Annotated in this window: 10 protein-coding genes; 5 read left to right on the plus strand and 5 right to left on the minus strand. The window is 76.1% G+C overall.

Annotated features, from left to right (window positions below):
- Positions 1–45 precede the first annotated feature (45 nt).
- The 5 genes from ACWGN5_RS37185 to ACWGN5_RS37205 all read right to left on the minus strand — a co-directional run bounded on the left by ACWGN5_RS37185 (position 46) and on the right by ACWGN5_RS37205 (position 8,639).
- Positions 46–4,713 carry a hypothetical protein gene (locus tag ACWGN5_RS37185; protein ID WP_453522829.1) on the minus strand — a complete coding sequence of 1,556 codons (4,668 nt, stop codon included), beginning with the start codon at positions 4,711–4,713 and terminating at the stop codon, positions 46–48.
- A 39-nt stretch (positions 4,714–4,752) separates the two neighbouring features.
- Positions 4,753–5,655, minus strand: a complete 903-nt coding sequence (locus tag ACWGN5_RS37190) for a hypothetical protein (protein ID WP_453522830.1) — start codon at positions 5,653–5,655, stop codon at positions 4,753–4,755.
- Entirely contained in the window at positions 5,652–6,299 is a 648-nt protein-coding gene (locus ACWGN5_RS37195; protein ID WP_453522831.1) for a hypothetical protein, read from the minus strand. Before ACWGN5_RS37195 ends, ACWGN5_RS37190 begins: the two co-directional genes overlap by 4 nt.
- Positions 6,296–7,840, minus strand: a complete 1,545-nt coding sequence (locus ACWGN5_RS37200) for a hypothetical protein (protein ID WP_453522832.1) — start codon at positions 7,838–7,840, stop codon at positions 6,296–6,298. The genes ACWGN5_RS37195 and ACWGN5_RS37200 overlap by 4 nt, the downstream gene beginning before the upstream one ends.
- A gap of 88 nt (positions 7,841–7,928) precedes the next feature.
- Positions 7,929–8,639, minus strand: a complete 711-nt coding sequence (locus ACWGN5_RS37205) for a GntR family transcriptional regulator (protein WP_453522833.1) — start codon at positions 8,637–8,639, stop codon at positions 7,929–7,931.
- A 161-nt stretch (positions 8,640–8,800) separates the two neighbouring features.
- On the opposite strand from ACWGN5_RS37205, the gene ACWGN5_RS37210 reads away from it, so the two are divergent.
- Genes ACWGN5_RS37210 through ACWGN5_RS37230 form a run of 5 tightly spaced genes read left to right on the plus strand, consistent with a single transcriptional unit; the run spans position 8,801 to position 13,166 of the window.
- Positions 8,801–10,081: an MFS transporter gene (locus ACWGN5_RS37210; protein ID WP_453522834.1), complete on the plus strand. Its 1,281-nt coding sequence runs from the start codon at positions 8,801–8,803 to the stop codon at positions 10,079–10,081.
- The gene (locus tag ACWGN5_RS37215; RefSeq protein WP_453522835.1) at positions 10,078–10,866 is read left to right on the plus strand and encodes a putative hydro-lyase; all 789 of its coding nucleotides are present in this window, start codon (positions 10,078–10,080) and stop codon (positions 10,864–10,866) included. The genes ACWGN5_RS37210 and ACWGN5_RS37215 overlap by 4 nt, the downstream gene beginning before the upstream one ends.
- 58 nt (positions 10,867–10,924) lie before the next feature.
- A complete protein-coding gene (locus ACWGN5_RS37220; RefSeq protein ID WP_453522836.1) occupies positions 10,925–11,689 on the plus strand; it encodes a LamB/YcsF family protein in 765 nt (254 codons plus the stop codon).
- Positions 11,686–12,306 (plus strand): 5-oxoprolinase subunit PxpB, encoded by a 621-nt coding sequence (gene pxpB, locus ACWGN5_RS37225; RefSeq protein WP_453522837.1) that lies wholly within the window; start codon positions 11,686–11,688, stop codon positions 12,304–12,306. The genes ACWGN5_RS37220 and pxpB overlap by 4 nt, the downstream gene beginning before the upstream one ends.
- Positions 12,303–13,166 carry a 5-oxoprolinase subunit C family protein gene (locus ACWGN5_RS37230; protein ID WP_453522838.1) on the plus strand — a complete coding sequence of 288 codons (864 nt, stop codon included), beginning with the start codon at positions 12,303–12,305 and terminating at the stop codon, positions 13,164–13,166. The genes pxpB and ACWGN5_RS37230 overlap by 4 nt, the downstream gene beginning before the upstream one ends.
- Positions 13,167–13,173 lie beyond the last annotated feature (7 nt).

A 13,173-nucleotide genomic window follows, 5' to 3' on the forward strand; every position in this document is an offset into this window, starting at 1 on the left:
GTCCCCGAAAGGGGGCCGGGCCGCTCGCCGTTGTACGACCGGGGGCTACGCGTCGCCCGCCGCGGCCGGGTCGTCCGACTGGTGGCGGCGGAACATCCGCGTGGCCGTGATCTCGCCGTGGATCGTCTCGCCCTCCGCGCCGGGCTGCGGCAGCCCGGGGCGCAGGTGCTCCTCCACGCTGATGTACTTCAGTCCCGCCCGCAGGTCCGCGTCGTTGCGGAGCCGGATCACCAGCGGGAACTCGGCGAGCGCGGTCGTGTCGAACAGGCCCGTCGTGTAGAGGAGCTGGACGCCCAGCGCGTCCGACACGGCCCGCTGGAGCTCCAGGAGGTACGTGGCGTTGGCGCGGCCGATCGGGTTGTCGAGGAACAGCGTGCCCGCGTGCCGGTGCTTGTCGCGGCCCCGGTCGTTGGAGCGGAGCGCCGCCATCGTGCAGTACAGGGCGATGGCCGCGGTGAGCAGCTGGCCGCCGGAGAAGACGTCGCCCATCTGCCCGACGGGGACCCGCTCGGCGCGCAGCACGGCGTCCGGCTTGAGGATCTCGACCGAGACGCCCTTGGGTTCGAGCGCGGCCTGGACGCCCCGCAGGAGCAGGGACATGCCGTCGCGGCGCAGGTCGGAGTTCTTCTTGACGGCGGCGCGGGTCGCCTCGTCGACGACCTCGCCCAGCCGCTCGGCGAGCGTGGCCTGGTCGGGCTCCTCGAAGCGGATCCGCAGGAACTCCTGCCCCGACCACTCGCCGAGGCCCTCGGGGAGCCGGGAGAGGCGCTGGGCGGAGCGGAGCGTCGCGAGGGAGGACTCCACGAGGCCGCGCAGCCGGTCGACGATCGAGTCCCGGTTGCGCTCCAGCTGCTCCAGCTCGTCGGTGAGGACCCGCAGCCGGGGCGCGAAGGCCTCGGCCCACTTGGCGGCGTGCTCGGGCAGCGCGGACGCCGGCAGTTCGCGGATCTGCTGGCGGGCGGGGGTGCGGACCTGCTCGTAGCGGGTGGAGTTGGCGTGCCGGACGAGGATGTCGCTCGCCTCGCGCACGGCCGCGTCGGCGGCGGACAGCTCGGCGGTGCAGCCGCGCAGGGCGCGCCGCGCCTCGGCGGCCGTCGTGCGGGCCTCCTCCAGGGTGCCCGGGTACGGCTCGGTCTCCTCCCGCTCCTCGTCCGCGTGGTCGCGGAGCAGGTCCCGCAGCAGGGCCGCCGTCTCGTCGAAGCCGCCGGCCGCGTCCTCGGCGGCCCGGTGGTCCCGGAGGAGTCCGGCATGGGCGGCGCGCGCCGCGTCCAGGGCGTCGGTGCGGGAGGCGAGCTCGGTGGTGGCGGTACGGAGCAGGGCCTGGGCCCGCTCGGCGTCGGCGGGCACCAGCTCCTCGGGGAGCTCGGTGTGCGCCTCGCCGTCCTCGGGGGCGAGGCGCTCGGCCTCGCCGCGGAGCCGGCCGAGCTTCTCGCTCGCCTCGGAGGCGCGGGTCTCCAGCATCTGGACGAGGGCCTCGGCGCGGGCGGCGGCGGCCTGCCGGGACGGGCCGTCGGCGCCGTCGGTGGACTCCAGGAGCTGTTCGGCGCGGGTGCGGACCTTGTTGGTGAGGCGGTCGAGCTCGGCGAGGGCGGCGGACTCGTCGCTCTCGGCGCGGGCCTGCTCGGCGCGCAGGTCGGCGCCGACGCCGACCTTCTCGTACAGCTGGGACGCGGCCCGGTAGGCCTCGCGGAGGGTGGGGAGGGCGGTGCGGGGCGCGGCCGGGTCCTCCTCGGGGAGGGTGTCGGGGGCGCCGGCGATCTCGGCGCGCTCGGCGCGCAGGGCGCGGGCGGTGCGGTGGGCGTCGTCGGCGGCGCGCTGGGCCGCTCGGCGGTCCTCGTCGGCGGCGCGGGCGCGCTCCAGGCAGGTCTGGGCGCGGGCCTCGGACTCGGTGGCGTCGTCGGCGAGTTCGCGGAGCTTGGCCTGCCAGGCGGACCGCTCGCGCAGCCGGAACGCCAGGCCGGCGAGGGCGTCGGCGGCCCGGCGGGCGCGCTGGGCGGCCTCCTGGCGCTCGTCGCGGAGCCGGGCGGCCTCGGTGGCGGCCTCGTCGGCCTCCGTACGGGCCGTGCGGGCCTCCTCCAGGGTGGCGGCGGCGGCTTCGGCGGTCTCGCGGGCGGTCGTGGCGACGGACGCGAGCTCGGCGAGCATCCCGAACGGGCAGTCGGCGCGCCAGGCGCCGATCCGGGACGCGAGGGCGCGGTCGCCGGCGAGGCGGGCGGCGAGGGTGCGGATCTCCTCGTCGCGGGCGGTCGCGCGGGCGCGCAGCGCGTGCCGCTCCTCGTCGGCGGCGTGCTCGTCGTGCATGGCCGGGTTCGGCGGGACGAGGAAGACCCCCGTGTCCTCGGCCGTCTCCTGGGCGGGTACGGGGGCGAGCAGGGCGGCGGCGGTGCCGACGGCGACGGCGGAGCGGGGCAGCAGGGCGGCGCTGCCGAGGACCTCGCGGGCGCGTCCGTACGAGACGGGGTCGGTGATCACCACGCCGTCGACGAGCTCGGGGCGGGCGGCGAGGACCCGGGCGTGGTCGGCGGGGTCCACGGCCTGGGCGAGGTAGCGCCAGCCGGGGAGGGCGGGGATGCCGTGCTCGCCGAGGTACTCGACGGTGGCGAGGACGTCGGGGCCGGGCGGCAGCAGGCCGCCGTCGCCGAGGGCGCCGAGGATGCGGGAGTCGTCGGCGGCGGCGGTGCGCAGTTCGAAGAGCCGGCTCTCGGCGGAGCCGACGGCCTGGTCGAGCAGGCCGCGCAGCTCGTCGGCGTACCGGTCGAACTCGGTGACGGTGAGCGGGCCCTGGGGCTCCGGGCCGGGTCCCGCCTCCTCCTCGGGTTCGGCGTCGGAGGCGGTGGCGGCGCGCTGGCCCGGGAGCGGGGAGCCGGAGGACGGCAGGCTCAGGAGTTCCGCGAGGCGCTCCTCGGAGGCGAGGGACTCGGCGGCGCGGCGCTCCGCGTCGTAGGCGTTCCCCGCGGCCTCGGCGGCGTCGGCGGCGCGGGCGGCGGCGAGTTCGGCGCGGGATTCGGCGCCGGCGGCCTCACGCGCGCGTTCGGCCGCGGTGCGGGCGGCCTCGCGGGCCGTGTCCCAGGCGGCGACGGTGGTCTTCTCGGCGTCGCTCGCGGCGAGCGCGGCGCGGGCCGGGTCGGCGTCGGGGGCGGTGTCGTCGAGCCAGCCGGCCCGTACGGCCTCGGCGGTCTCCTGCTCGACCTCGGCGAGCCGCTGGCGCAGGTGGCCGGCCTCGCTGCGGGCCCGCTGGGCCTCGGTGGCGGCGGCGGTGGCGTCGCGGTGGGCGGTCTCGCTCGCGTCCTGGAGGGCGGTGGAGCGCTCCTCCTCCTCGGCCGCGTGGCGCTCTCCCTCCTCGGCGGCGGCGGCCAGGGCCCGTACGAGATCGGCGGCGGCCTTGGCGCGGGCGGCCAGGGCGGGGGCGGCGTCGCGCTCGGCCTCGCGGATGGCGGCGGCCACGCGCGCGGAGCGGTCGCCGGCGGCCCGGTGGCGCAGCACCGCCTCGGCGGCCTGCCAGGCGGAGTGCAGGGTGCGGGCGTCGGTGAGTTCGCGGCGCTGGGCGGCGGCGCCCTTCTCGGCGGCGGTCAGCGCCAGGGAGGCGTGCCGGTAGGCGAGTTCGGCGGCGATGAGGGAGCTGCGGCTGCGGGCGGTCTCGGCCTCGGCGACGGCGTGTCCGGCCGAGGTGACCTGCTGGGCGAGTTCGGCGGCGCGGCCGCGCTCCTCGGCGGCGCGGGCGGAGAGCCGGCGGGCGAGGGTACGGGTGCGGCGCTCGGCGCCGGTGTGGACCTCGCGCGCGTGGGCACGGGTTCCGGCGGCGTCGACGATGCGGCCGAGGAGGTCCACGGAGCCGGCGGTGAAGTCGCGTTCGGCGGTCAGTTCGGCGCGGCGGCCGAGCTTGTTGCCGAAGCCGCCGACGAGGTCGGCGAGGCCGTCGGTGTCGCGGGTGTCGGTGACGGCGCGCAGCAGGAGGTCGGTGAAGTCGGAGTCCTTCTTGACCGCGAAGAGGCCGGCGGCCTCGCCCTCGTCGGCGTTCATCTCGCGCTGGTAGCGGAAGAGTTCGGGGTCGAGGCCGAGGTCGCCGAGGTGCTCGTTCCAGCGGTCGTGGATCTCCTCCCAGACCACCTCCAGGTGCGGATAGGCCTTCCCGGCCTCGGTGAGCGCGTCGCGGAAGCCCTTCATGGTGCGGCGGCGGCCGGTCGCGCCGGAGGCGCCCTCGACGGGCGGGCGGACGGAGGTCGCCTCGGCGACGGGCAGGTTGTCCAGGCTGAGTCCGGGTCCTGGACGGAAGGAGTACCAGGCCTCGGCGAACTTCCGCGGGTCGTTGGAGACCTGGCGGCCGCGCCACTCGCTGGCCTTGCCGACGACGACGAGTTCACCGGTGAGGGTGTGCTGCCACTCCAGGGCCACGTGGCCGCAGTCGTCGGCGAGGAGGAACTTGCGCAGCACGCCGGAGCTGGCGCCGCCGAGGGTGTTGCGGTGGCCGGGGAGCATGACCGAGAAGATCAGCTTGAGGAGGACGGACTTGCCGCCGCCGTTCTCCAGGAAGAGCACGCCCGCGGGGGCCGGGCGGCGCGGCGGGCCGACCGGCTCCTCCTCGAAGAACTCCGCCTGGGTGGGGGCGGGGTGGGGCACCGGCGCGCCGACTCCGCGCAGGTCCAGGACGGTGTCGGCGTAGCGCGCACCGGCGGGACCGATGGAGTAGAGGCGGACCCGGGACAGCTCGTACATGCGGCGGACTCTCGTCGTCTCGTTCGTGATCAGGCGTGATCAGGCGTGGAAGGGCAGGCCCGCGTCGGCGGCGAGTTCCAGGTCGTCGCCCTCGGGCGGCGGGAGGAGGGTCGCGGAGCCGTCGCTGACGGGGACGACGCCGAGTTCGAGGAGCTCGGCCATGGCGGCGGAGCCGGCCATGTCGCGGACCTGGAGCTGGTAGCGGGCGGTGGTGCGGTAGGAGCCGCCGCCCTCGTCGCCGGTGCGCTGGAGGAAACCGGAGTCGGTGAGGAACGCGGCCGCCTTGCCGACGATGCCGGTGGTGGACCCGGCGAGGCGGCGGGCGTCCTTGGTGGCTCCGGTGGCGCTGCGGCGCGCGTAGATCCGCCAGGCGGCCTCCAGGCCGGGGGCGTCCGAGGCCGGGTCGGTGTTCTCGCCCTGCTCCTCGGCGCGCCGCTCAAGACGCAGACAGGCCTGGCGCACGAAGGCGTCGACGCCGTTGACCGTGAGCCGGCCGATGTACGCGTCGTCGGCGAGGTCCTCGGGGCGGGGGAAGGCCATGGCGGCGACCGCGAGGTGGGCCAGGCCGTGCAGGAACCGGTCGGCGGAGTCCGTGTTGGCGCGGCGGGCGTAGTCGCCCATGCGGACGGCGAAGACGGAGTCCTCGCCCGCGGTGACGGCCATCCCCGCGCGCGGGGACACCTCCAGGACGACGAGTCCGAGGCCGGTGGCCACGGCGTCGGCGAGGCGCGCGAAGGCGGGGTCCTCGCGGTAGCGGCGCAGCAGCTCGGTGTACTCGGCGTCGCGGGCCGGGAGCAGCTTGGGCTGGAGCCCGAAGGAGACGAGCCGGGCCGCGTCGGCGGCGTCCGCGGGGGTGACGGCGGAGGGGACGGTGGCGGCCGGGGGCTGCGGGGGCTCCTGCTCGCTCCACGCGTCGGCGTACTCGGCGTGGGTTTCGCTCACGGCTGGGGCTCCTCGGTACGGCTCTCGGTCGGTACGGCGCGGGGTACGGGCAGCGGGACGGGGGTGACGGCGGCGGGGCCCCTGCGGTCGGCGGGCGCGGGCGGCGTGTCCGTGAGCCGCACGGCACGCACGGACGGGAGGTCCTGGCGCCGCGCGGGCGGGGTACGGGACGGCTCCGGCACGGACACGGTGCCGAACCGCGGGCGACCGGTGGTCGGAGCGTCCGCTTCGGGCCGGGGCTCGCCGTCGTCGTCGGTCCGGGCCCCGGTGTCCTGCTCCCCGGGCACGGCCCGCGGCAGCGGGAGGTCGGCCGGGTCGCCCTGGACGGCCCCGGGGGCCTCCAGGGGTTCGCCGTCCGGCTCGGGAAGAGGCTCGACGTCGGCCTCGCGTGCGGTCGCGGCCTGCGGCTCCGGCACGGCGGCCTGCTCCGGTACGGCGATGTCCGTCGGCTCGGCCGGAGGCGGGACGGGCACGGCGATGTCCGTCGGCTCGGCCGGAGGCGGGACGGGCACGGCGGTGTCCGTCGGCTCGGCCGGAGGCGGGACAGGCACGGCGGTAGGCGTCTGCTCGGCGGTGGCCGGTGCGGGTGCGCAGGGGACGGCGGCGTCGGACGCGCTCGTCCGGGCCTCGGGGACGAGGGTCACGTGGCCTCCGTGCGGTCCGCGGCCATGCCCGCCGCGTCGAGCAGGGCCGTACCGACGATCAGGTCGGCCCCGCCGAACTCGGGGTCGTCGAGCGGGGTGCCGTCGTCGACGGCGAAGAGGAGGCGCTCCTCGCCCTGGCGGTAGGCGGTGCCGACCGGCGGGCTCGCCGCGTGGACGGCGAGGAGGGCGACGAGGTACGGCAGGTCGGCGTCCAGGCGCCGGGCCTCGGCGAGGAGTCCGGAGAGGCGGCGCGGGGCGTCGTGCTCCAGGTCGAGCAGGCGCATGGCGCTCGCGAGCTGCTCCTCGCTGAAGCGGGAGTCGTCGGGGGTGGCGATGAGGTCGGGCTCCGGCATCTCCGCGCCGAGGTGCTCGCGCTCGACGGGCGGGGTGAGGAGCAGGTCGACGAGGTCGCCGAGGCGGACGGAGGCGGGGGTGCGCAGCCCGGTGCCGTGGGCGAAGAAGGCGTCGGTGACGCGGGTGGCCTGCTCGACGGGGAGCGGCAGGACGGGGGCGACCAGCTGCCCGTACAGGTCGAGTCCGGTGTACGTGGTGGGGGCGGCGAAGGCCTGCCGGTCCTGCTCGGCGCGGAAGAGCGGTCCGGCCTCCAGGAGGCGGGACTGGAGCTGGGTGTGGCGCCGGATGCAGTCCTTGACTATGTCGACGAGCTCGGCGGCGCGCCGCTTGTGCTCCGCGGTCTTGGCGTCGGACGTGGCCTCGGCCTCGTCGCGGGCCTTGCGGATGTTGGTGAGGATCGCGTTCTCGTGGCGGTAGCGGTCGGCGACGTGGTCGAGCGCCTCGGCGATCATGTCGGGGACGGTGTGGAGCCAGTCGACGGCGCGGACGTTGCGCCGGGTGGCCTCCAGGGTCTTGCGGAGGGTCTCGGCGTACTGCACGGTCCGGTAGCGCGCCTGCTCGGCGGCGAGCTGGGCGTCGGCGAGGCGGCCCCGGTTGATGAGGACCTCCAGCTTCACCTCGGCGGCGATCTGGGCGCTGGTGACGTCGGTGTCGAGGGCTCCGACGAGGACGTTGACCGCTTCGTCGGTGGTGCGGAGGTAGACCCCGCCGCCGTAGCCCGGGACCTCTTCGATGAGCTTGAAGTCGTAGTCGCGGCGGACGTAGACCCCGTCGGTGCCGAAGGTGCCGTAGACGGCGCGGAAGCCGCGGTCGACGCTGCCGACGTTGATCAGGTTCTCCAGGACCCAGCGGGCCACGCGCTCGTGCTCGGCGGCGGGGCGGGTGGGGGCCTGGGCGGCGACGCGGGGCAGCAGGCGGGAGACGATCTGCTCGTGGTCGGCGCCGGTGTCGAAGTCCATGTTCAGCGTGATGAGGTCGATCGCGGCGAGGGCCACCTCGGCCATCGCGTAGACCGTGTACTCGCCGGCCAGGTTGGCCTTGCGCGCGTCGAGGTCGTGCAGCGGGGCGGTGCACGCGAGCGCGCGGAGGCGCCGCGCGAGCCCTTCGTCGGCGGCCGGGCCCTGCGCGGGGCGCGGCCCCGCGCTGAGCTGGGGCGGAGCGAGGTCCGTCGAGGCAGGCGAAGTCACGGTGCACAGATTAGGTCCTCACCCTGACAACGGTCGAAACGGCGCAGATGCGACCGCCCGTCTCGGTAGCCTCGTACGGGCTGTGCCGTCAGCCGGCGGGGGCCGTCGGATCGTCGACGGCCTGGGCGTAGGCGGCGGCGACCCGGGTGCGGGAGTCGTCGAGGTAGCGGGCGAGGAGCCGCTCCGCCGAGGCCCGCTCTCCGGCGCGCAGGGCGTCCAGAATCTCCCGGTTTCGCCGGAGGTAGGGCTCGTGGAGCGCGCGCGGGTCGTCGACGACGTGGAAGGCGAGGCGGAGTTCGGCGAGGACGCCGCGCATCAGTTCGTCGGTGCGGGCGCTGCCCGCGAGGGCGACGAGTTCGCGGTGGAAGTGGATGTTGGCGGTGGAGACGCCCGTCCAGTCGTCGGCGCGGGCGGCCGCCTCGCCCTCGGCGACGGCGGCGGCGAGGCCGTCGACGGCGAACGGCGGCCGCCCCAGGCCCCGCACGACGGCGCATTCGACGAGCCGGCGGGTGCGGTAGATGTCGTCCACGTCACCGACCGCGAGGACGCGGACGAAGACGCCCCGGTTGAGCTCGTGGACGAGCAGGCGCTCGTGGGTGAGGAGCCGGAACGCCTCGCGGAGTGTGTTGCGGGACACACCGAGGGCGCCGCCGATGCTCTCCTCGGAGAGCCGCGAGCCGGGCGGGAAGTAGCCCTCGGCGATCCGGGTGCGCAGGATGTCCGCGACCCGCTCCGCCGTGCTCGTGCGCCCCAGGAGCACGCGGTCGTCCGTCAGCCCTCCGGCCCCACTCAGGTCCACAGCGCCTCGCCCCTTCTGTCGTCCGCGGCCGAGTCAACCGCAGAAACGGGGAACCGACAACACACCTCTTGTCGGATCGTTGAACAATCCTCTACCTTGACGGCACCGCACGGATCCTCAGTACGTCTCTCAGGCACGCCTCCCACTCCTGCGAGGTGCAGATGAGCACGACACAGACCCGGCAGCACTCCCAGGGCGAACGACCCGACGACACGGGCGCGTTCGCCTGGCTGCGCGGCCTCGGGCCACGCGGCCGGCGCGCCTTCGGCGGCGCGTTCGGCGGATACGCCCTGGATTCCTACGACTTCTTCACCCTGCCCCTGTCGATGGTGGCCATCGCCGCCTACTTCGGCCTCGACAAGGGCCAGACCGGCCTCCTCACCACCGTCACCCTCGTCGTCTCGGCGGTCGGCGGCGCGCTCGCCGGCGTCCTCGCCGACCGCGTCGGCCGCGTGAAGGCCCTGATGATCACGGTCGTCACGTACGCGCTCTTCACCGTCCTGTGCGGCTTCGCGCCCAACTACGAGACCCTGCTGGTCTTCCGGGCGCTCCAGGGCCTGGGCTTCGGCGGCGAGTGGGCCGTCGGCGCGATCCTGGTCGCCGAGTACGCCTCCGCGAAGCACCGGGGCCGTACCCTCGGCGCCGTCCAGAGCGCCTGGGCGGCCGGATGGGCGCTCGCGGTCCTCGTGTACACCCTGGTGTTCCAGTGGGCCGACGCGGACCTCGCCTGGCGGATCCTCTTCTGGACGGGCGCGCTGCCCGCGCTCCTCGTCGTCTACGTACGGCGGAACGTCGAGGACGCCCCGCAGGCGACCGAGGCCCGCCGGTCCGGCGCCGGGCGCGGCTCCTTCCGCGCCGTGTTCAGACCCGGCCTGCTGCGCACCACGCTCTTCGCGATCCTGCTCTCGACCGGCGTCCAGGGCGGCTACTACACGCTCGCCACCTGGGTCCCGACCTTCCTGAAGACCGAGCGCGGCCTGACCGTGGTCGGCACCGGCGGGTATCTGACCCTGCTGATCTCCGGCGCCTTCACCGGCTACCTGACCGGCGGGTACCTCACCGACCGGCTCGGCAGGAAGAAGAACATCGCCCTCTTCGCCGTGCTCTCCGCCGTGTCCGTCCTCGCGTACACCCACATCCCCGCCGGGGCGAACACCCTGCTCCTGCTGCTCGGTTTCCCGCTCGGCTTCTGCATGTCGGCCATCTTCAGCGGCTTCGGCTCCTTCCTCGCCGAGCTGTACCCGACGGCGGTGCGCGGCACGGGACAGGGGCTCACCTACAACACGGGGCGCGCGGTCGGCGCCGTCTTCCCGACCCTGGTCGGCTTCCTCGCCGAGAGCTGGGGCGTGGGCGGAGCCCTCGTCTTCGGCGCCGTCGGCTACGGCCTGGCCGTCCTGGCCCTGTTCGGGCTGCCCGAGACGCGCGGGAGGGAACTCGTATGAGCGGGACCGCGGTTCTCGATCCGCGTGAGGCACGCGCGCGTGCCAGAGCCGGGACGGCGGGCCCGACGGCCGGCTGGGCGCCGGGCCACGCGCAGGCCAATCTGATCGCGGTGCCCGCGTCCTGGGCGTACGACGTGCTGCTGTTCTGCACCCGCAACCCGCGGCCGTGTCCCGTGCTCGACGTCACCGACCCGGGCTCCTGGACGACCTCGCTCGCCCCGGACGCCGATCTGCGCACCGACGTCCCGCGCTACCGGGTGTGGGAGCACGGCCGGCTCGTCGACGAACCGGCGGACGCGCGCGCGTACTGGCGGAGCGATCTGGTCTCGTTCCTGATCGGCTGCAGCTTCACCTTCGAAGGGGCGCTGGCCGGGGCGGGGGTGCCGCTGCGGCACGTCGCGCAGGGCCGGAACGTCTCGATGTACGTCACCGACCGGGCGTGCCGGCCGGCCGGGCGGCTGCACGGGCCCATGGTGGTGTCGATGCGGCCGGTCCCGGCGGAGCTCGTCCCCGTGGCGCGGCGGATCAGCGGTCTGCTGCCCGCCGTCCACGGGGCCCCGGTGCACGCGGGTGATCCGGCGGCGCTCGGCATCCGGGACCTGGACCGGCCGGACTTCGGCGACGCGGTCGAGGCCGAGCCGGGGGACGTGCCGGTGTTCTGGGCCTGCGGGGTCACCCCGCAGGCGGCCGTGATGGCCTCACGCCCGCCGTTCGCGATCACCCACGCCCCGGGCCGGATGTTCGTCACCGACGTCCGGGACGAGGACTACCGGATCTCCGTCTGAACCCCCACGTACGTCCCCTGAGCACCACCGCACCACCAGGTGGGAGAGGAAGCACCACATGACCTGGGTCCCGATCGACCTCAACGCCGACCTCGGCGAGGGCTTCGGCCGCTGGACGCTGACCGACGACGAGCAGCTCCTGTCCGTCGTCACCAGCGCCAACGTGGCCTGCGGCTTCCACGCCGGGGACGCGGCCACCATGCGGCGGGTCTGCGAGCTCGCGGCGGCGCGCGGGGTACGGATCGGGGCCCAGGTGTCCTACCGCGACCTGGCCGGCTTCGGGCGGCGCGCGATGGACGTCCCGGCGGCGGAGCTGGCCGCCGAGGTGGCGTACCAGATCGGCGCCCTGGAGGTCTTCGCCCGGGCCGCGGGCTCCCGCGTCTCGTACGTGAAGCCGCACGGGGCGCTCTACAACCGGGTGGTCAGGGACGCGGAGCAGGCGGCGGCGGTCGTCGACGGCGTGCTGCTCGCGGACCGCACGCTGCCGGTCCTCGGGCTGCCGGGGTCCCGGCTGCACGAGGCCGCCGCGGCGGCCGGACTCCCGGTCGTCGCCGAGGCCTTCGGCGACCGGGCCTACCGGGCGGACGGTTCCCTGCTGCCACGGGGGCAGGAGGGCGCCGTCGTCACGGACCCGGACGAGGTCGTCGAACGGTCCGTGTCCATGGCCCGCTTCGGGGTCGTCACGGCGCACTGCGGGAGCTCCGTCGCCGTGCGGGCCCGGTCGCTCTGCCTGCACGGGGACACCCCGGGCGCGGTGGGCCTCGCGCGGAAGGTGCGGGAGCAGCTGGAGGCCTCGGGCGTGCGCGTGGAGGCCTTCGCGTGAGGGTGCTGAGGGTGGGCGACCGGGCCCTCCTGGTGGAACTGGACGGCGGCGCGGCGACCGAGGCCCTGCACGCCGAGCTGCTGCGGCGGCGGGCGGCCGGTGCGCTGCCGGCCGTACGGGAGATCGTGCCGGCGGCGCGGACGGTGCTCCTCGACGGGGTGGACGATCCGCAGCGCCTCGCCGCCGAGCTGGCCGGCTGGGAGCCGGCGCCGCTCCACGCGCGCGTGGGCGAGGCCGTCGAGGTGCCGGTCCGCTACGACGGGCCCGACCTGGCGGAGGTCGCCGCCCTCTGGGGGGTCTCCGTGGAAGCGGCCGTGCGGATCCACACGGCGGCCGAGTTCCGGGTCGCGTTCTGCGGGTTCGCGCCCGGCTTCGGCTATCTGACGGGGCTCGGCGAGCGGTACGAGGTGCCGCGCCGGGCCACGCCGCGCACCTCCGTCCCGGCCGGCTCGGTCGCCCTGGCGGGGCCGTACACGGGCATCTACCCGCGCTCCTCCCCCGGCGGCTGGCAGCTGATCGGCACCACGGACGCGGTGCTGTGGGACGCCGAACGGGAACCGGCAGCGCTGCTCACGCCCGGCACCCGGGTCCGCTTCACGGCGGAGGGCGGGCGATGAGCGACCGGGCCTTCGCGGTCGTCCGGGCCGGGGCACTGACCACCGTGCAGGACCTGGGGCGCACGGGGTACGCGCACCTCGGCGTGCCCCGCTCGGGCGCCCTCGACCCGGCCGCCGGGCGCCTCGTCAACCGGCTCGTCGGCAACGCGGAGGGCGCGGCGGTCCTGGAGACCACCGTCAACGGGTGCGCCCTGCGGCCCCGGTGCGCGGTGACCGTCGCCGTGGGCGGCGCGCCGTGCCCGGTGCGGGTGGACGGCCGCCCGGCCGCCTGGGGGACGACGCTCCGGGTCGGGGCCGGATCCGTCCTGGAGGTCGGCGCGGCCGTGCGCGGGCTGCGCTCGTACGTGGCGTTCGGCGGCGGGATCGCCGTCGCGCCGGTGCTCGGCAGCCGCTCCACCGACCTGCTGTCGGGCCTCGGCCCGGCGCCGCTGGCGGAGGGGGCGGTGCTGCCGCTGGGAGCGGCCACGGCCGTACGGGGGTCGGTCGACGCTCCCCCCTGGCCGGGCCCGCCGGACGAACTCGTCCTGCGGGTCCGGCCAGGACCCCGGGACGACTGGTTCACCGCCGACGCGCTGCGCGCCTTCACCACGCGCGCGTACCGGGTCTCGCCGGCGAGCAACCGGATCGGGCTGCGGCTCGAAGGACCGGTCCTGGAGCGGGCCGTGCCGGGCGAGCTGGCGAGCGAGGGCATGGTCCTGGGCGCGGTGCAGGTGCCGCCGGACGGGCGCCCGGTGGTGTTCCTGGCGGACCATCCGACGACCGGCGGCTATCCGGTGGTCGCGGTGGTGCGGGAGGCCGACCTGGGCGCGGCGGCGCAGGCGGTCCCGGGGACGCCGGTGCGGTTCGTGGCGGTGCGCTGACGGCTCG

This window comes from Streptomyces sp. NPDC055815, assembly GCF_053616475.1.